Here is a 17,923-nt window from a genome sequence, read left to right as displayed (position 1 = left end):
TCCGGCACCCCTGGCCAGGCTGAGGCCCACCCTTGTCCGGAGGGGCCTACACGCTCCTCGTCGACCTCTTGAGGGCACTGATGAACGCGGTGAAGGAGGGGGCGGGGAAGGTGAGGGTGGCCCGCGCTGGAGCCTTGGAGTCTCGGACCGCTGTGTGGGTGGGGGTGATGGCTATCTCCACGCAGTTGTCGCCGTCGCCGTCGCCGGAGTAGGACGACTTTCGCCAGTTGCTGGGGTCGGTCATGAAGTGCCTCACAGCTCCTTTGCCAGACGCCTGATGAATTCGTGCGACTGCTCGGGGTCGAGCGCCCTCGCGCTCACCTGTCGGAAGCGAGCGCGATATGTGGCCAGTTGGTCCTCCGCATCAATGTGGAGCGCACCCGTGGGGCCGTCTCGGATCACCGTGTCCAGTCTGGTCACGCTGCCGCCCACGTAGGTCATCGAGCTGCTGGCCCAGGAGAAGCCCTCCATGTCGAAGGGGACGACCCGCACACCGATGTGTTCCGCTTCGGACACTTCCAGGAGGTGGGTGAGCTGTCCTCGTGCTGTGGCCCGAGTGCCGACCATGATGCGGAACGCCGCTTCATGGATAACGGCGTCGAGGCGGATCGGTGAGGGGCCTTCGAGGATCGCACGACGCGCCATACGGTGGCGCACACGCAACTCCAGCTCCTCTTCCGTAAGTTCGGGAATTCGTGTGGCGTATACGGCACGAGCGTAGGCCTCGGTCTGCAGGAGACCCGGCGCATACAGGATGGCCAGGTTGTGCTGGAACCGGGAGTGATGCTCCAGCTCAGCCAGGTCCAGGAACGACGCGGGCAGCAGATCCCGGTACTCCTCCCACCATCCACGTGTCCGTTCCGTGGCCATCTTGACCAGAGCTTCGATGAACTCCTCATCGGTACAGGCGTAGTGGGATGCGAGGTGCCGGAGTCGTCGCTCACTGACGCCCGTGAGTGCGGATTCGATGTGGCTCAACTGGACGCGTCCCACACCGAGCCGCGCCGCCGCCTCGGTCGCGCTGAGCCCGGCCGCATCACGAAGCCTGCGCAGTTCGGTCGCCAGGCGCATCTGACGTGCGGTTGGCTCGCGCCTCAGAACCACTGCTCACTCCTTGGTCCAACTCCCGCCGAGGCGGCTCGTTCGGGGCCAGATTACGCGATCAGGTTGCTCGGGATGAATTGTTAGGTCTACTGTCGGTGACGTAGAGAACACGCTACGGAAGCGCACCGCCCCGTCCCGCCACGACGGCGCCGGCAATGCCACCGTGCGCGAAATCCCCCCTCAGCCAACGGAGTTGACGACCCATGCCCGAAACCTGGGACTACACCCTCCAGATCCCCAACGACCTCAGAGCCGTCACCATCTGTCGTCGCACCCTGCGACTGATCCTCACCATGCACGGTCTCATCGGGCTGGTGGACACGGCGGAGTTGCTCGCGACCGAGCTGGTCTCCAACGCCGTACGGCACACGAAGGGGCCCGCCGCTCTCCGGGTGCGGCGGTCGGCGGAGGGCGTGGTGTGGATCGGGGCGTGGGACGCCGATCCCGAACCGCCGCAACCGCCACAGCCGCTGGAGCGGGTGGGTGAGCGGGAGGACGGACGCGGGTTGGGTCTCGTCGTGGCCTGCACGAAGTACTGGGGATGGATGCCGTCGGCCAGGTTCGGCGAACGGGGCAAGTACGTGTGGTGCGAGCTGGCGGCGGCGTAGGGCCATCGGCGCCCGCACCCTCCCCCACGCGGCCTGTCGGCCCCACCACCCTCCCGGTCACGATTGGATTTCGGCCACTGCCGACCCCTTGCCCCACCCTCGTGTAATCGATTCCAATCCTCCGTAACGTCGATGTAATCGATTCCACGAGGAGGTGGAGCGGCGATGGCGAGCATCAAGGACGTCGCGGCCGAGGCCGGGGTGTCCGTCGCCACGGTGTCGCGGGTTCTGAACGACCATCCGTCGGTCAGTGAGGACGCGCGTGCGCGGGTGATGGCCGCCGTGGCCGCGCTGGGCTACCGCCCCAACGCCGTCGCCCGCTCCCTGCGCACGGATCAGACCCACACCCTCGGGCTGGTCATCAGCGATGTGATGAACCCCTACTTCACCGAGCTGGCGCGGTCCGTCGAGGAGGCGGCGCGGGCGCTCGGGTACAGCGTGATCATCGGGAACGCCGACGAGCGGCCCGAGCTGCAGGATCACCACGTGCGGAACCTGCTCGACCGGCGGATCGACGGGCTGCTCGTGTCCCCGACCGACGGGGGTTCGCCGTTGATGCTGGACGCGGCCCGCGCCGGCACTCCGATGGTGTTCGTGGACCGGTGGATTCCGGGCGTGGACGTGCCGGTCGTCAGGTCCGACGGGCGGGGTGCCGTCCGGGATCTCGTCGCCCATCTGTACGGGCTCGGGCACCGGCGGCTCGCGATCATCGCCGGGCCGGCAGCCACCACGACCGGGCGGGAGCGGGTCGAGGCCTTCAGGGAGGCCCTGGGCGAGCACGGGCTGCCACTGCCCGACGACTACATAGGGCAGGGCGACTTCCAGGCCGAGAGCGGGCGGCGGGTGACCGAGGGGTTTCTTGATCTGGCCGAGCCGCCCGAGGTCGTTTTCGCCGCCGACAACCTGATGGCGCTCGGCGCGCTCGACGCCATCCGCGCGAGGGGGATGCGGGTTCCGCGGGACGTCGGGCTGGCCGCGTTCGACGACATCCCGTGGTTCGTGCACACCGATCCGCCGATCACGGCGGTCGCCCAGCCGACGGGCGAGCTGGGGCGGGCCGCCGTACGCGCTCTGGTCGATCAGATCGAGGGGCGGCCCCCGCAGTCCGTCACCCTCCCCGCCCGTCTCGTCGTACGCCTCTCGTGCGGCGAGTCCACCGACGACTCCCCCGCCGGTGTCCCCTCCGAGTCCCCCGTGACGAACAGGAGCACGTCGTGAGCGACCCTGACGAGTTGCTGCGCATCGAAGGCATACGCAAGACCTTTCCCGGTGTGGTCGCGCTGGACGGCGTCGACTTCGATCTGCGCCGGGGCGAGGTGCACGTCCTGCTCGGTGAGAACGGCGCGGGCAAGAGCACGCTCATCAAGATGCTCTCCGGCGCCTACACGCCCGACGCGGGGCGGATCCTGGCCCATGGTGAGGAGGTGCGCATCCATGGTGCGCGGGACTCCGAGCGGCTCGGGATCGCCACCATCTACCAGGAGTTCAACCTGGTCCCCGATCTGACCGTCGCCGAGAACATCTTCCTGGGGCGGCAGCCGCGCCGCTTCGGGATGATCGACCGGAAGCGGATGGAGGCCGAGGCCGCCGAGCTGCTGGAGCGGGTGGGCGTACGGGTGTCTCCCCGCGCGCGTGTGCGTGAACTCGGTATCGCGCGGCTCCAGATGGTCGAGATCGCCAAGGCGCTGAGCCTGGACGCCCGCGTGCTGATCATGGACGAGCCGACGGCCGTGCTGACCACCGAGGAGGTCGAGAAGCTCTTCTCGATCGTGCGGCGGCTGCGCGAGGACGGGGTCGGGATCGTCTTCATCACCCATCACCTGGAGGAGATCGCCGCCCTGGGGGACCGTGTGACGGTCATCCGGGACGGGAAGAGCGTCGGGCAGGTGCCCGCCACCACCCCGCAGGACGAACTCGTACGCCTCATGGTCGGGCGGTCGATCGAGCAGCAGTACCCGAGGGAGCGGGCGGACTCGGGCGAGGCGTCGCTCGTCGTCGAGGGGCTCACGCGGGACGGCGTCTTCCACGACGTGAGCTTCGAGGTGCGGGCCGGTGAGGTCGTCGGGATCGCGGGGCTCGTGGGGGCCGGGCGTACGGAGGTCGTGCGGGCCGTGTTCGGCGCCGACCCGTACGACGAGGGTGCCGTGCGGGTCGGCGGTTCCGCCGTGCCGAAGGACGACGTGGGCGCCGCCATGGCCGCCGGGATCGGGCTCGTGCCCGAGGACCGCAAGGGGCAGGGGCTGGTGCTGGACGCGTCCGTGGAGGAGAACCTCGGCCTGGTGACCCTGCGGGGCGCGACCAGGGGCGGATTCGTCGACCTCAAGGCGCAGCGGGCGAACGCGGCCAGGGTCGCCGAGCAGCTCGGGGTGCGGATGGCCGGGCTGCACCAGCACGTCCGCACCCTGTCCGGCGGCAACCAGCAGAAGGTCGTCATCGGCAAGTGGCTGCTGGCGAACACCAAGGTGCTGATCCTCGACGAGCCGACGCGCGGCATCGACGTCGGCGCGAAGGTCGAGATCTACGAACTGATCAACGAGCTGACGGCCGCCGGTGCCGCCGTGCTGATGATCTCCAGTGACCTGCCCGAGGTGCTCGGTATGAGCGACCGGGTGCTGGTCATGGCCCAGGGGCGGATCGCGGGTGAACTGCCCGCCGCCGAGGCCACCCAGGACGCGGTGATGGCACTCGCCGTGTCCCACCCACACACCCTTGCGACTGGAACGGAGGCCCCCGATGGCCACTGACACGCTCAAGAGTTCGACGGGCGCGAGTGGCGCCTCGGGAGCCTCGGGGCTTCGCCGTCTGCTGCTCGACAACGGCGCGCTGACCGCGCTCATCGTCCTCGTCGTCGCGATGTCGGTGCTGTCCGGCGACTTCCTGACGGCCGACAACCTGCTCAACATCGGTGTCCAGGCCGCCGTCACCGCGATCCTCGCGTTCGGTGTGACCTTCGTGATCGTCTCGGCGGGCATCGACCTGTCGGTCGGTTCGGTGGCGGCGCTGTCGGCCACCGTGCTTGCCTGGAGCGCCACTTCGGAGGGCGTGCCGGTCTGGATAGCCGTGATCCTCGCGATCGTCACCGGTGTCGCGTGCGGTCTCGTCAACGGCTTCCTCATCTCGTACGGGAAGCTGCCGCCGTTCATCGCGACCCTCGCCATGCTGTCGGTGGGGCGCGGTCTGTCGCTGGTGATCTCGCAGGGCAGCCCGATCGCGTTCCCCGAGTCGGTGTCGCACCTCGGTGACAACCTGGGCGGCTGGCTGCCGGTGCCGGTCCTGGTGATGCTGGTGCTGGGCGGCGTGACGGCCGTGATCCTCGGGCGTACGTACATCGGGCGTGCCATGTACGCGATCGGTGGCAACGAGGAGGCGGCCCGCCTTTCCGGGCTGCGGGTGAAGCGGCAGAAGCTGGCGATCTACGCGCTGTCCGGGCTGTTCGCCGCCGCCGCGGGCATCGTGCTCGCCTCGCGGCTCTCCTCCGCGCAGCCGCAGGCCGCGCAGGGCTACGAGCTGGACGCGATCGCGGCGGTCGTCATCGGCGGCGCCTCGCTGGCCGGCGGTACGGGCAAGGCGTCGGGCACGCTGATCGGCGCGCTGATCCTGGCGGTGCTCAGGAACGGCCTCAACCTCCTGTCCGTGTCCGCCTTCTGGCAGCAGGTCGTCATCGGTGTGGTGATCGCGCTGGCCGTGCTGCTGGACACCGTGCGGCGGAAGGCGGGGGCGACTCCGGTCCCGGCGGGGGCCGGTGGCTCCGGGGACCGGAAGAAGCAGGCGGTGACGTACGTGCTGGCGGCCGTGGCCGCGGCGGCGATCGTGGGCGCGACCTCCTTCCTGCACAGCGGCTCGTCGGCGGCGAAGACCGAGAAGATCGGGCTGTCGCTGTCGACGCTCAACAACCCCTTCTTCGTGCAGATCCGGGCGGGTGCCCAGGACGAGGCGAAGAAGCTGGGCGTGGACCTGTCGGTCACCGACGCGCAGAACGACGCCTCGCAGCAGGCCAACCAGTTGCAGAACTTCACCAGTGAGGGCCTCGGCACGATCATCGTCAACCCGGTGGACTCCGACGCGGTGACCCCGGCGGCGAAGGCCGTCAACAAGGCGGACATCCCGCTGGTGGCCGTCGACCGCGCGGTCAACGGCGCGAACACGGCCGCGCTCGTCGCCTCGGACAACGTCAGCGGCGGCGAGCTGGCCGCCAGGTCGCTCGCCGAGAAGCTCGGCGGCAAGGGCGAGATCGTCATCCTCCAGGGCCAGGCGGGCACCTCCGCCAGCCGGGAGCGCGGCGCCGGCTTCGCCGAGGGACTGAAGGCCTACCCGGGCATCAAGGTCCTCGCCAAGCAGCCCGCCGACTGGGACCGCACCAAGGGTCTCGACGTGATGACCAACCTCCTCCAGGCCAATCCCGACGTCGACGGCGTGTTCGCGGAGAACGACGAGATGGCGCTCGGCGCGATCAAGGCGCTCGGCTCCAAGGCGGGCAAGTCCGTCCAGGTCATCGGGTTCGACGGCACCGCCGACGGGCTGAAGGCCGTCGAGGCGGGCACGCTGTACGCGTCGGTGGCGCAGCAGCCCGCCGAACTCGGCAGGATCGCGGTGCGCAACGCGGTCGAGGCCGCCAAGGGCGAGAAGGTCGAGAAGTCGGTGATGGTGCCGGTGAAGGTGGTCACGTCGCAGAACGTGGCCGAGTTCAGCGGCTGACGACGAAGACGGATGAAGGAGCACGCATGTACGACTACGACCTTCTGGTCGTGGGATCGGCCAACGCCGACCTGGTGATCGGTGTCGAGCGGCGGCCGGGGGCCGGGGAGACCGTGCTCGGCTCCGACCTGGCCGTGCATCCGGGCGGCAAGGGCGCCAACCAGGCGGTGGCGGCGGCCCGGCTCGGGGCGCGCACGGCGCTGCTGGCGCGGGTCGGCGACGACGGCAACGGGCGGCTGCTGCTCGACTCGCAGCGCGCGGCCGGGGTCGACACGGCCGGGGTCCTGGTCGGCGGGGCGCCCACCGGGGTCGCGCTGATCACGGTGGATCCGTCGGGCGACAACAGCATCGTGGTGTCGCCGGGCGCCAACGGGAAGCTGACCCCGGGGGACGTGCGGGCGGCGGAGGCCCTGCTGCGCGCGTCCCGGGTCGTCTCCGCGCAGTTGGAGATCCCGTTGGAGACGGTGGTGGAGGTCGTGCGGCGGCTCCCGGAGGGCACCCGTTTCGTGCTGAACCCGTCGCCGCCGCGGGAGTTGCCGGCGGAGGTGCTGGCAGCCTGTGATCCGCTGATCGTCAACGAGCACGAGGCGCAGGTCATCGTCGGGGGTGAGCTGGCGGGCTCGCCGGAGGACTGGGCGCGGGCGCTGCTGGCGCTCGGGCCGCGTTCGGTGGTCGTGACGCTGGGCGCGGAGGGCGCGTTGGTCGCCACCGCCGAGGGCAGTGCGCGGGTGGCGGCCGTGAAGGTGGACGCCGTGGACACCACGGGGGCCGGGGACGCGTTCACGGCGGCGCTGGCGTGGCGGCTGGGCGCGGGCGCCGAGCCCGCCGAGGCCGCCGCGTACGCGGCCCGGGTGGGGGCGGCCGCCGTGACCCGGGCCGGGGCTCAGGTGTCGTTCCCGACCGCCGAGGAGGTCGCGGCGCTGTGAAGCGGGCCGGGATACTCAACCGTCATCTGGCGGGCGCCATCGCCGAGTTGGGGCACGGGCACGGGGTGCTGGTGTGCGACGCGGGGATGCCGGTGCCCCAGGGGCCGAGGGTGGTCGACCTGGCGTTCCGGGCGGGGGTCCCGTCCTTCGCGGAGGTGCTGGAGGGGCTGCTCGACGAGATCGTGGTCGAGGGGGCGACGGCCGCGTACGAGGTGTGTGAGGCGAATCTGGAGGCGACGGCGCTGCTGCAGGACCGCTTCCCCGAGCTGGAACTGGTTTCCCACGAGAAGCTGAAGGAGCTGTCGGCGAGCGCTCGGCTGGTCGTACGGACCGGGGAGGCGCGGCCGTACGCGAACGTGCTGTTGCGGTGTGGGGTGTTCTTCTGATCCGGGGTGCGTTGAACGGCTCCGGGGTGCGTTCAAAGGATCTGGGGTGCGTTCAAAGGATCTGGGATGCGCTGGTCGGCGCCGACATGTTTCGAGGGGCCCGGTCCACTGGATCGGGCCCCTCGGCTTTCCCCTCCGTATCAAGACCCCCGCGATCCCCCCAGATCCCCCTCCGAGAAGTCCTGATGCCACGTACGACCCGCGAGGTGGGGGGAGGGTTGCACGGCGGTTCAGGAATTTTTCGGATCCCGCGAAGTGGCCCGCGAGTTCGAGGGACAGCACGCCGTGGAGGCGGGTCCGGAAGGTCAGGGCCCGGTGGAAGGGCCTGGTCCGGGGACGGCGTCTCAGCCGAGGCCCGCGCCGGGAAACGGTGCGGCACCACGAGGGTGTTCGCGTTGTGTTCCGATGGTGTCACCGGTCCGGCAAGCGCGTTGCGGGTGCAACGCGTTGTGGGAGAGCATGTTCGAGACGTAGGTGACCCAGACACACGGGGGTGGACACGACGTGAAGTTCGACATGGGGGCGACGACCCTGGCGGAGCTCGGCAAGAGCACGCTCGGTTCGAGCGACGACCTCGGGACGCTGATCCAGCTGCTGATCAGCGCGGCGGAGCCGCTGGAGGGCAAGTTCAACGGCGCGGGCAAGCTGGCGTTCGACTCGTTCAAGAACCGCGCGGACGAGATCACCGCCGATCTGAACGGCTCGCTCGCCGCGATCCTGGGCGGTCAGTCGGGCATGGACAACGCGTTCGGCACCGGTGACGTGGAGTCCCAGGACAACGCCAACCAGAACATGGGCCTGGCCAACTTCGACGCGGCCCGCTTCGGCGCCCGATAAGCAGCGACGAGCAGGAACGAGGGGGAAGTACTCATGGCTCAGAACCAGGACCGCCGTTCGTACGACACCGGGGCCTCCGGCGAGGTGCAGACCGCGCTCGGCACCATCGTGGCGCAGTTGGAGCGGGTGCTCGGCGACCGTGACGCCGCCGTCAAGGCCGCGATGACCGAGTTCCAGGCGGACGGTGTCTCGGACGACTACCACGGCAAGGAAGAGCGCTGGAAGAAGGCGGCCGGCGAGGTTCGCGAGATCATCCGCCTGGTCCGCACCACGCTCGAACAGAACGACGGCACGGCCCAGTCCACGCTGGCGAGGGCCCGCGCGGCGGTCGACCAGATCGGCTGACGGAACGACTCTGAGAGAGAAGCGAACGGGGTTCCGTAGCCGTGGCAGCGCAGGATTACGACAGCCAGTTGCTGGAGTCGGTGTCGGTGCGGCGTCGACGGCTGCGGGACGCCCTGCTGTTCGGGGCGCAGCGGCAACGGCGCTCGGTGGACGAACGGATCGGGAAGGTCTTCGCCGGGATCGTCATCGCGGCGGTGTTGTGTGCGGGATGTGTGGGGTGGTCGTTCGTGTCGAACCGCATCATCGGGAAGAGTCCGTACGGGAGTTCGGTGCAGCCGTCGGTCACGCCCTCCCCCTCGGTTTCCACAAGCGTCTCCCCGGCGGCTTCCACACCGGCTTCCCCACCGGTTTCCACAGCCCCGACCAGCACTTCTCCCCGGTGATAGGTTCGAAAACGTGATGTCTACGGGGACGTTGAGGCAGGCCACGGGTGGTGCGCGGACGGCGCTCAGCCGGGTCACGCTGGTGGGTGAGCGGCGGCGGGTGGACCTCGTGCTGCCGTCGCGGGAACCGGTCGGGCTGCTGCTGCCGGAGATCATGCGGCTGCTCGACGACCGGGTGGGCGGGCAGCCCGAGTTGCGGCATCTCGTCACGGCGGACGGTTCCGCGCTGGCCCACGACAGCACCCTGGAGACGGCCGGGATACCGGACGGCGCCGTGCTGCGGCTCGTCCGGGCCGAGGACGCGCCGTCGGCACCCGTCGTGCACGACGTCACGGACGAGGCGGCCGAGGATCTCGACGCCCGTGGCCTGCGCTGGGGGCCGGCCGCACGCCGGGTCACCGCCGGGCTCGCCACGGTCGGCTGGGCCGTGGCCGCCGGACTGTTCGCACGGGACGCCTACGAGCCCGGGGTCGTCGCCGGAGCGCTCCTCGGAGTCGCGCTGATGGCGGCGCTCACGGGTGCGCTGCTGGGGCGGGCCGGGAAGCGGGGACTGGCCACGACGCTGATCTCGACGGCCGGTGCGCTGGGGCTGCTGGGCGCGTCGACGTTGGCGGAAGCTCAGCGGTGGTCCGGGATGCCGCAGGTGGCGGCCATGGCCGCGGCCGGGGTCGGCACGCTCGCCCTGCTCGGGCTGTTCACGCCGCTCGGGCGGGGTGGGCTGGTCGGGGCGGGGGCGCTGGCCGGGGTCTCGGTGTGCTGGCTGGGAGTCGCCGCGGCGGTGTCGGGCGCGGTGTCGTTGTCGGTCCCGGAGCAGGCCGAGGTGGGGGCCGTGCTGGCCGTGGTCTCCGTGGTCGTGCTCGGGCTGCTGCCCCGGCTGGCGCTGATGGCGTCGGGGCTCTCCGGGCTCGACGACCGGCGTTCCGGGGGTGCGTCCGTGAGCCGTTTCCAGGTGTCGGCGGCGCTCACCGCGACGCACCGGGGCCTGGCGCTGGCGACGGTCACGATGGCCGTGTCGGCGACCGCGGCCGGGGTGTTCGCCCTCCGGGCCCCCACCAAGTGGACCGTGCTGCTGGCCGTCGTCACCATGGTCGTCCTCGCGCTGCGCGCGCGGGCGTTCCCGCTGGTCGCCGAGGTCGTGGTGCTGCTCGGTGCGGCAGCCGCGCTCGCCGTGCGGCTGGTGTCGGCCTGGCTGGACCACTCCGGCGGGGCGGCCGGTCCGCTCGCCGCCCTCGTCCTGCTCGCCGCCCTGCCGCTGCTGGTGCTCGCCGTGCAGCCGGCCGAGCATGTGCGCGTACGGCTCCGGCGCTTCGGCGACACCCTCGAATCGATCGGCGTCATCACCCTGTTCCCGCTGCTCATCGGGGTGTTCGGCGTGTACGGACGACTGCTCGACACGTTCGCTTAGGAGCTGGGGGCCGCACATGGCGCAGGCAGGGGACTGGCAGCGGGATGTGCTGCGCGAGCTGGGTCGACAGGACACGGCCACCGGGGGCGACGAGGCGACCCCCCAGCCACCGCCCCGCCGAGCCGAGCCGACGCTGAGGTTGGTGCGCTCGGTGCCCACGGAGCCGGCGGGAGCGCCGGAAGGGGCCGAGCCGACGGGCAGGCCTGAGAGGGCCGAGGAGCCTGGGGCCGCGCAGGCGACCGACAGCGGCTGGGCCGCACGACCGGCACCGGGCCACGACACGCCCTCCGGGCAACCGCCGGTACAGCCGGCGTCCGCGGCACAGCCACCGGTACAGCCGACGCCCGTCACGCACCCGCCGGTACCGCCCACGCCCATCGGCCGACCGCCGCTGCAGCCCGGTGCGCAGCCACCGGTCGGGCCGGACGGAAGCCAGGCGCGGCCCTTGCCGCACGCGCCCGTCGTGGATCCCCGCACCGGGCTTCCCCAGGCCGCCGCGCAGCCGCCCGCCGCGCCCGGCGACGCGGGTCGGCAGGGGGAACCAGGCGGCCACCCCTCGCCAGGGCCTGCCGCCCCCGCCCCCCGAGGCTCCCACCCCCCGCAGACCCCCCTGCACGCCCCCGAGTCCGTGCCCACCGTCGATCCTCGGCTGGCCCATGCGCTCGGGCGGCCCCAGCACGGGGAATCCGTCGCTCGACGGACGGGGCGGTCGATCCGGAAGCTGGCGGGGTCGGCCGCGCAGGACGTGGCCGAGGAGACGCGGATCGCACGGGAGTTGCAGCAACCGGTGACGACCGGGCGGGTCATCGCGGTGACGTCGATCCGGGGCGGGGTCGGGAAGTCGACGATGGCCGCGCTGCTGGGACGGACGTTCAACCACTACCGGCACGACCCGGTGCTGACGCTGGAGGCCGACGCGGCACTCGGCACGCTGCCGGTGCGGATGGGCGCCGACTCGGTGCGCTGGGCGGCGGCCGACCTCGCGCGGATCCTCAACCCGGCCATGCAGCTCACCGATGTCACCGGCTACCTCGTGCCCGTGTCGGACGGCGGCTGGCTGCTGCCCGCCAGCCAGGGCCGGGTCGGGGCCCCGCTGGACATCCGTACGTACCGCACGGTGACCCTCGCGCTGCGCCGCTACTTCGCGGTGACCGTGGTGGACTGCGAGACCCTGCCGGGCGAGGTGGCCCGTACGGCGATGGACACCGCCCACGCGCGGGTGGTCGTGGCGCCGATGACCGCCGAGGGCGTCAACGGCACCCGCCAGGTCCTCGACTGGCTCGGCCAGTTGCCGCACTCCGCGCTCTCCTCGACCGTCGTCGCGCTGACCGCCAACTCCCCCGACGTCACGCTGGACCGCGCCACGGCCGTCGCCCATCTCAAGGAGTCCGGCGTCCATGTCGTCACCGTCCCCTACGACCGTCACCTCGCCCAGGGCGGCCCCATCCGCACCGCCCTGCTGGGCCAGGAGACCCGCGCGGCGGCGATCACGCTGGCGGCGGAGGCGATGACCCGCGCGGTGAGGATGCGATGAGCGACCACCGTCCCGCCGCAGCCACAGGCACGGCCACAGGTACGGCCACCGCCACCGGCACCGGCACCGGCACCGGCACCGGCACCGGCACCGGCACAGCCACCACCGACACACCGACCACCGACCACCGGCATGGAGAAGAAGGGGTCCGTTCGTGACCCAGGAGTTGATTCACCGGCCCGCTCGGAGCACCCGGCCGCTCGGCGCCGCCGGGGCCCGGACCATCGAGCCACCGCCGAACCTCCCGGAGGGCAAGGCGGGGACGGCGGCCACGGCGCTGCTGCCGATGGCGGGGGTCATGGGCTCGGTCGTGATGATGACCGTGATCCGCAACAGCCAGTTCGCGGCGCTCGGTGCGATCGTGCTGGTGTTCGCGCTGCTCGGCGCGGTCGCCCTCTTCCTCTCCCAGCGCGGCAAGGCCCAGCGCACCCGGCGCACGCAGCGGGAGCGGTATCTGGAGTACCTGGAGGAGCTGCGTGAGGAGTTCGGGGAGCGGGAGCGGGAGCGGCGGGCGCTCGCGCGGGTGCTGAATCCGCCCCCGGAGGCGCTGTACGACCTGGTGCGCGACCCCGCCCGGCTCTGGGAGCGGCGGCGGCAGGACGCGGACTTCCTGCGGGTGCGCGTCGGCACCGGTGACGTACCCGTGGCGGATCTGGCCATCGGGCAGAACCAGGGCGGGGTGCTGACCCCGCCGGACCCGTTCATGCTGAACGAGGCGCGGGCGCTGCTGGCCCGCTACTCGGTCGCCAACGACTGCCCGATCACCGTGCCGTTGGACCGCGCGGGCAATGTCAGCGTGGTCGGTGACCGGGAGGGCGTGCTGCGGGTGGCCCGCGCGCTCCTCGTCCAGGTCGCCGTCTCCCACGCGCCCGACGACGTGGCCGTGGCGCTCGGGGTGCCGGGCGAGCGGCTGGCGGACTGGGAGTGGGCCAAGTGGCTGCCCCATGTGCTGGACGCGCAGGAGCACGACGGTCCGGTGGCGGCCCGCCGGATCGCGCCGAGCCTGCCGCAGCTGGCCCGCCACTTCCGGCACGAGCTGGGCCGGCGCGCGTCGTACGCGGCGGAGGTGCGCCGGGGGCTCGCCGACCGCAAGGCGCTCAGGCTGGCGTCCCGCATGCTCGTCGTCAGTGACGAGTACGGGGAGACGGCCGCCGAACTGCCGCGCCCGGACGCGGCGGTGGGGCTCGCGGACATGGGTGTCACCGTGCTGCACCTGCTCGCGGAGCAGGTGCACGAGCCCGATCAGGTGTCGGTGCGGATCACCGTGCGGGGCGAGAAGGTCGTGGTGGAGGACCTGCGCGATCCGGACCCCTCGGCGATCTCGGCGCCCACCGCCGTCCCGCCCGCGCACGGCACCTCCGACCAGGTCACCGCCGCCGGTGCCGAGGGCCTCGCACGGCTGCTCGCGCCGCTCCGGCTGTCCGCGGAGTCGGCCGCCGAGGGCACCCCGGTCACCGGCCCCGTCGACTTCCCGGGCCTGCTCGGTGTCGACGACCCGGCCGTGCTGAACCTGCACGACCTGTGGGCGCCGCGCGGTGAGCGGGAGTTCCTGCGGGTGCCCATCGGGGTGACGGACCGTCACGAGCCGGTGCTGCTCGACCTCAAGGAGTCCTCGGAGCTGGGCATGGGCCCGCACGGGCTGTGCGTCGGCGCGACCGGCTCGGGCAAGAGCGAACTGCTGCGCACCCTCGTGCTGGCGCTGGCCGCGACCCACTCCCCGGAGGATCTGGCCCTCGTCCTGGTCGACTACAAGGGCGGCGCGACCTTCGCCCCGTTCACCGAACTCCCGCACGTGGCCGGGGTGATCACCAACCTGGAGAACCAGGCGGGGCTCGTCGAGCGCGTGCACTCCAGCCTGGCGGGCGAGGTCAAACGGCGGCAACAGGTGCTGAAGGACGCGGGGAACGTGGCCGACATCGGGCACTACGCCGCGCTGCGCGCCACCCGGCGGCCCGACCTGGAACCGCTCCCGCACCTCTTCGTGGTGATCGACGAGTTCGGTGAACTCCTCACCGCCAAGCCGGACTTCATCGACCTGTTCCTCTCCATCGGGCGTATCGGCCGCTCCATCGGCGTCCACCTGCTCCTCTCCAGCCAGCGCATCGAGGGCGGCAAGCTGAAAGGGCTCGACACCTACCTCTCGTACCGGCTGGGACTGCGCACCTTCTCCGCCGACGAGTCGCGGACCGTCCTCGACACCACCGACGCCTTCCATCTGCCGCCGCTGCCGGGCTTCGGCTATCTGAAGGTGGACACGTCGACGTACGAACGGTTCAAGGCGGGGTACGTGTCGGGCGCGTACCGGGGTCCGGCGCTGGTGGCGCAGGAGGACGACGCGCCGCTGGCCTGGCCGTATCCGACGTACAACACGCTCGACAGCACGCCCGCCACCAGTGAGGTCGTCGACGAGCCGAAGGCGACGAAGCGGGAGACCGGGCCCACGGTGATGTCGGTGATGGTGGACCAACTGGCCGCCGCCGCACGGCCGGTGCGGCGGATCTGGCTGCCGCCGCTGCCGGACGCGATCACGCTGGACGCGGCGGCCGGACCCGTGCGGGTGGACGAGCGGGGGCTGCGGCTGGCCCCCACCACCGGCCCGTTGCGGGTGCCGCTCGGCGTGCTGGACGACCCGGCGAAGCAGTGGCAGGGGCACTGGGTGCTCGATCTGACGGTCGCGGGCGGTCACGCGGCGGTGATCGGCGGCCCGCAGTCCGGCAAGACGACCCTGCTGCGGACGCTCGCGCTGTCGCTGGCCACGACCCACACACCGGCCGAGGTCGGCATCTACGGACTGGACCTGGTGGGTGGCGGGCTGTCCGCGCTCACCGGGCTGCCGCACGTCGGCGGGATCGCGGGGCGGGCCGACCGGGAGCGGGCCGCGCGGACGGTCGCCGAGGTGCGGACGATGCTGATCGAGCGGGAGGAACTGTTCCGCGAGCACGGCATCGACTCCGTCGACCAGCTGCGGCAACTGCGCAGGCAGGGCCGGCTGCGGGAGCTGGGGTCGACGGACATCGTCCTCCTCATCGACGGGTTCGGCGCCCTGCGCGACGAGTTCGCCGAACTGGACGACACGGTCGTGGAGCTGCTCAAGCGCGGCGGCGGGTACGGCATCCATGTCGTCGGGGGCATGCTGCGCTGGAACGACGTGCGGATCGCGACGCAGTCGATGTTCGGGACACGGGTGGAGCTGCGGCTCAACGACCCGAGCGATTCGAGCGTGGACCGCAAGCTCTCCGAGACGCTGTCGCCGGACACCCCGGGGCGCGTCCTGACCGACGGCAAGCTGTTCGCGCAGGCGGCCCTCCCCCGCCTCGACGGACGGCCGTCGACCGGTGATCTCGCCCCGGCGCTGGAGGACGCGGCCCGCACGATCCGCTCCACCTGGCACGGTGAACTCGCCGCCCCTGTCAGGGTGTTGCCGACCCGGCTGCCATCGGACCGGCTGCCGTCGGTGGTCGCCGAGCCGCACCGGGTGCCGATCGGGGTGGACCAGGACGCCCTCGCGCCCGCGCTGCTGGACCTGTTCGGCTCGGACCAGCACCTGCTGATCCTGGGCGACAACGAGTGCGGCAAGACGAACCTGCTGAAACTGGTCGCGGCACGACTCGTCGAGCGGTACTCGGACGAGGAGCTGGTCTTCGGCGTGTTCGACCCGAGGCGCGGGCTGCGGGGGGTGATCCCGGAGCCGTACCGGGGCGGGTACGCGCACAACGCGAAGCTCGCGGCGGGGCTGTCGAGCGGGATCGCGAGCGAGCTGGAGAAGCGGATGCCGGAGAGCGCCGACCCGGACGCGCTGACGGACGAGCCCGCGTTCAAAGGCCCCCGGATCGTGATCCTGGTCGACGACTACGACATCCTCACCACCGCCGGGCAGCAGCCGCTGGCCCCGTTCCTGCCGTACGTGTCGTCGGCGCAGGACATCGGGCTGCACTTCGTGATCACCCGCCGGGTGGCGGGCGCCTCCCGGGCGATGTACGAGCCGCTGCTGCAGACCCTCCGCGAAACCGGCACGGCCGCGCTGCTGATGACCGGCGAGCGGAGCGAGGGCCAGCTCTTCCCCGGCCTGTACGCCTCGGCGCAGCCGGCCGGGCGGGGCACGCTGGTCCGCCGGGGCCGGCCCCACCAGCTGATCCAGACCGCACTCGACAGCACCGCACCCGACAGCGAGGAGGGCGACCGCCCGTGACCAAGGACGTCATCGCCCTCACCCCGAGGATGCCCGACGTGTGGGCGCTCATGACGAGTCTGTACGCCGGCGGCTCCGACCTGGACCTGTCGGCGGCGGCCGAGGGCGCGGTCGTCCAGTTGCACGGCCCCGGTGGCCGCCCGCTGGTGTCCGTGGAGTCGCCGGTGCTGGTGCAGGTGCCCGGTGAGGCGGAGCGGCTGCTCGGGCAGAGCGCCGCGACGCCGTACTGGTGGACGGAGGCGCGGGCGTCCACGGCCGTCCCGGAGGCGGAGCGGCTCGCGGGGGTGGTGTGCGGGCGGCTCAACGCCCTGCTGGGCGGCTCGACCTGGCCTCCCGAGGCGGCGGCGAGCACGAAGGTGGTCGATGTGTCCGCCGTGCCGTCGGCGGGGTCGGGGCAGCCCGCCGTGGACGTGGTGACCGAGAACGCGGCCGTCGTCCTCATCGACCGGCCGGTGGTGGCGCTGACCAGCTGGCTCGCGGAGATCATGCGGACGGCGGTGGCGTCCCGGCGGTCCCTGCAGATCGTCACGCCACGTGGCGTGCGCCTGACCCCGGCCGCCCGTACGACGCTGGCGCGCGTCCCCAACCGCTGGGTCGTCCAGGACCCGGAGTGCGGGTACTACGACGGGTTGTCGGGGGCGGTGCTGCGCTGGCGGGACGGCGCGTTCTCGCCCGCGTTCGCGGAGGACGGGACGGCGGCGGTGGCCCCCGCGTTCACGCGCCCGGCGTCCGGCACGTCGGAAGCAGCACGGGAAGGCACGTCGGACGCCGTGTCGGAGGGCACGTCGGAGGGCGAGGCCGGCGAGGTGCCCGGCCGGCAGTTGATCGTCGCTCTCCGTACGGTGCACCGGGCCGACGAGCACCTGCTGCTGGGCGGCGGCCCGGAGGCGGCCTGGAAGGCGCTGACGGGCACGGCGCCCGCGGGCTGGGGCACGGCCGAGCCGGTCAACCTCCCTTGGTCGCCACGGCAGTTGACCGACCTGGCCCGGGAACGGGCGCCCGAGCCCACCCAGCTGCTCGTGGTCGGCTCACCGGACCGGCCGGCGATGGCGACGGTCCGGGTGACCCGGACGGCGAAGGGCGTGGAGGAGGACACGGTCCTCACGATCGGGTACGCCGCCGACGAGCACCCGCCGCTGGACCGGATCGAGGCGCTGGCCGACACCCTGGTCCGGGAGCACGGCCTGCGGACCATGCTGACCTCGGTGCGCGCGGCCCGCGCCGACCTGACGACCGCGCCCCGGCTGGAGGGACCGCCGCTGCCCGTGGCCTTCACGCTCGGCCCGGACGACGTGCACACCATCGGCCTGGACCGCGCGCGCCGGCCACCGGTCGAGGTCCGCCCGAAGCACCTCGGCCCGACGCCCCGCCCCGCGCTCCACTACCCCCTCGGGGACGGCACGGACCCCGAGGCCTGGGGACGACTCCAGCAGCTCACGGCACATCTCAAGGGCGATCATTCCCGGCCATCCGCCCCCGCCCGACAGGGGTGACTCGCGTCACTAACACAA

16 protein-coding genes and 1 pseudogene are annotated in these 17,923 nt (G+C 72.1%); 14 read left to right on the top strand and 3 right to left on the bottom strand.

Features of this window, described 5'->3' with window-relative positions:
* Positions 1 to 46: 46 nt before the first annotated feature.
* Together K1J60_RS28450 and K1J60_RS28445 are read right to left on the bottom strand one after the other, a co-directional pair.
* Positions 47 to 244 (bottom strand): DUF397 domain-containing protein, encoded by a 198-nt coding sequence (locus K1J60_RS28450; protein WP_220648684.1) that lies wholly within the window; start codon positions 242 to 244, stop codon positions 47 to 49.
* Between the two features lie 8 nt (positions 245 to 252).
* A complete protein-coding gene (locus K1J60_RS28445) occupies positions 253 to 1,104 on the bottom strand; it encodes a helix-turn-helix domain-containing protein (protein WP_317619730.1) in 852 nt (283 codons plus the stop codon).
* A gap of 203 nt (positions 1,105 to 1,307) precedes the next feature.
* On the opposite strand from K1J60_RS28445, the gene K1J60_RS28440 reads away from it, so the two are divergent.
* From K1J60_RS28440 to rbsD, 6 genes are all read left to right on the top strand, one after another.
* Positions 1,308 to 1,712, top strand: coding sequence for an ATP-binding protein (locus K1J60_RS28440; RefSeq protein ID WP_220648683.1), 405 nt, complete (start codon positions 1,308 to 1,310; stop codon positions 1,710 to 1,712).
* A 165-nt stretch (positions 1,713 to 1,877) separates the two neighbouring features.
* On the top strand, positions 1,878 to 2,930 hold the full coding sequence (locus K1J60_RS28435; RefSeq protein WP_220648682.1) for a LacI family DNA-binding transcriptional regulator: 1,053 nt from the start codon (positions 1,878 to 1,880) through the stop codon (positions 2,928 to 2,930).
* Complete coding sequence (locus tag K1J60_RS28430) at positions 2,927 to 4,456, top strand: sugar ABC transporter ATP-binding protein (RefSeq protein WP_220648681.1); 1,530 nt, start codon at positions 2,927 to 2,929, stop codon at positions 4,454 to 4,456. Before K1J60_RS28435 ends, K1J60_RS28430 begins: the two co-directional genes overlap by 4 nt.
* Entirely contained in the window at positions 4,446 to 6,407 is a 1,962-nt protein-coding gene (locus K1J60_RS28425) for an ABC transporter permease/substrate-binding protein (protein WP_220648680.1), read from the top strand. The genes K1J60_RS28430 and K1J60_RS28425 overlap by 11 nt, the downstream gene beginning before the upstream one ends.
* 26 nt (positions 6,408 to 6,433) lie before the next feature.
* A complete protein-coding gene (locus K1J60_RS28420; RefSeq protein WP_220648679.1) occupies positions 6,434 to 7,333 on the top strand; it encodes a ribokinase in 900 nt (299 codons plus the stop codon).
* Complete coding sequence (gene rbsD / locus K1J60_RS28415) at positions 7,330 to 7,719, top strand: D-ribose pyranase (protein ID WP_220648678.1); 390 nt, start codon at positions 7,330 to 7,332, stop codon at positions 7,717 to 7,719. The genes K1J60_RS28420 and rbsD overlap by 4 nt, the downstream gene beginning before the upstream one ends.
* A 246-nt stretch (positions 7,720 to 7,965) precedes the next feature.
* Here the strand turns inward: rbsD and K1J60_RS46100 are convergent.
* Positions 7,966 to 8,037 (bottom strand): annotated as a pseudogene (locus K1J60_RS46100) (TetR/AcrR family transcriptional regulator); the annotation flags it as partial.
* Positions 8,038 to 8,223: 186 nt separating this feature from the next.
* Between K1J60_RS46100 and K1J60_RS28410 the strand changes: the two are divergent.
* The 8 genes from K1J60_RS28410 to K1J60_RS28375 are packed head-to-tail and all read left to right on the top strand — an operon-like array spanning position 8,224 to position 17,905.
* Positions 8,224 to 8,556: a hypothetical protein gene (locus K1J60_RS28410; RefSeq protein WP_220651740.1), complete on the top strand. Its 333-nt coding sequence runs from the start codon at positions 8,224 to 8,226 to the stop codon at positions 8,554 to 8,556.
* A 33-nt stretch (positions 8,557 to 8,589) separates the two neighbouring features.
* Positions 8,590 to 8,901, top strand: a complete 312-nt coding sequence (locus tag K1J60_RS28405; RefSeq protein ID WP_033531321.1) for a pore-forming ESAT-6 family protein — start codon at positions 8,590 to 8,592, stop codon at positions 8,899 to 8,901.
* 41 nt (positions 8,902 to 8,942) lie between these two features.
* Positions 8,943 to 9,284 carry a hypothetical protein gene (locus K1J60_RS46095; protein WP_078937426.1) on the top strand — a complete coding sequence of 114 codons (342 nt, stop codon included), beginning with the start codon at positions 8,943 to 8,945 and terminating at the stop codon, positions 9,282 to 9,284.
* A 16-nt stretch (positions 9,285 to 9,300) separates the two neighbouring features.
* On the top strand, positions 9,301 to 10,689 hold the full coding sequence (eccD, locus tag K1J60_RS28395) for a type VII secretion integral membrane protein EccD (protein WP_220648676.1): 1,389 nt from the start codon (positions 9,301 to 9,303) through the stop codon (positions 10,687 to 10,689).
* Positions 10,690 to 10,705: 16 nt separating this feature from the next.
* Complete coding sequence (locus K1J60_RS28390) at positions 10,706 to 12,223, top strand: hypothetical protein (protein ID WP_220648675.1); 1,518 nt, start codon at positions 10,706 to 10,708, stop codon at positions 12,221 to 12,223.
* Positions 12,220 to 12,381: a hypothetical protein gene (locus K1J60_RS28385; protein ID WP_220648674.1), complete on the top strand. Its 162-nt coding sequence runs from the start codon at positions 12,220 to 12,222 to the stop codon at positions 12,379 to 12,381. The genes K1J60_RS28390 and K1J60_RS28385 overlap by 4 nt, the downstream gene beginning before the upstream one ends.
* Entirely contained in the window at positions 12,378 to 16,412 is a 4,035-nt protein-coding gene (gene eccCa / locus K1J60_RS28380; RefSeq protein ID WP_220648673.1) for a type VII secretion protein EccCa, read from the top strand. The genes K1J60_RS28385 and eccCa overlap by 4 nt, the downstream gene beginning before the upstream one ends.
* Positions 16,409 to 17,905 carry a DUF6177 family protein gene (locus K1J60_RS28375; protein WP_220648672.1) on the top strand — a complete coding sequence of 499 codons (1,497 nt, stop codon included), beginning with the start codon at positions 16,409 to 16,411 and terminating at the stop codon, positions 17,903 to 17,905. The genes eccCa and K1J60_RS28375 overlap by 4 nt, the downstream gene beginning before the upstream one ends.
* Positions 17,906 to 17,923 lie beyond the last annotated feature (18 nt).

The sequence above is a fragment of the Streptomyces akebiae genome (assembly GCF_019599145.1).
Lineage (GTDB): Bacteria > Actinomycetota > Actinomycetes > Streptomycetales > Streptomycetaceae > Streptomyces > Streptomyces akebiae.
The sequence above is the reverse complement of the archived record's forward strand: the minus strand, read 5'-3'. Positions and strand labels throughout refer to the sequence as shown.

Excerpts from the sequence above, each read along its gene's own strand:
- K1J60_RS28450 (WP_220648684.1), bottom strand. The coding sequence starts at position 244 with ATGACCGACCCCAGCAACTGGCGAAAGTCGTCCTACTCCGGCGACGGC.
- K1J60_RS28440 (WP_220648683.1), top strand. The coding sequence starts at position 1,308 with ATGCCCGAAACCTGGGACTACACCCTCCAGATCCCCAACGACCTCAGA.
- K1J60_RS28435 (WP_220648682.1), top strand. The coding sequence starts at position 1,878 with ATGGCGAGCATCAAGGACGTCGCGGCCGAGGCCGGGGTGTCCGTCGCC.
- K1J60_RS28425 (WP_220648680.1), top strand. The coding sequence starts at position 4,446 with ATGGCCACTGACACGCTCAAGAGTTCGACGGGCGCGAGTGGCGCCTCG.
- K1J60_RS28420 (WP_220648679.1), top strand. The coding sequence starts at position 6,434 with ATGTACGACTACGACCTTCTGGTCGTGGGATCGGCCAACGCCGACCTG.
- K1J60_RS28405 (WP_033531321.1), top strand. The coding sequence starts at position 8,590 with ATGGCTCAGAACCAGGACCGCCGTTCGTACGACACCGGGGCCTCCGGC.
- eccD (WP_220648676.1), top strand. The coding sequence starts at position 9,301 with ATGTCTACGGGGACGTTGAGGCAGGCCACGGGTGGTGCGCGGACGGCG.
- K1J60_RS28390 (WP_220648675.1), top strand. The coding sequence starts at position 10,706 with ATGGCGCAGGCAGGGGACTGGCAGCGGGATGTGCTGCGCGAGCTGGGT.
- K1J60_RS28385 (WP_220648674.1), top strand. The coding sequence starts at position 12,220 with ATGAGCGACCACCGTCCCGCCGCAGCCACAGGCACGGCCACAGGTACG.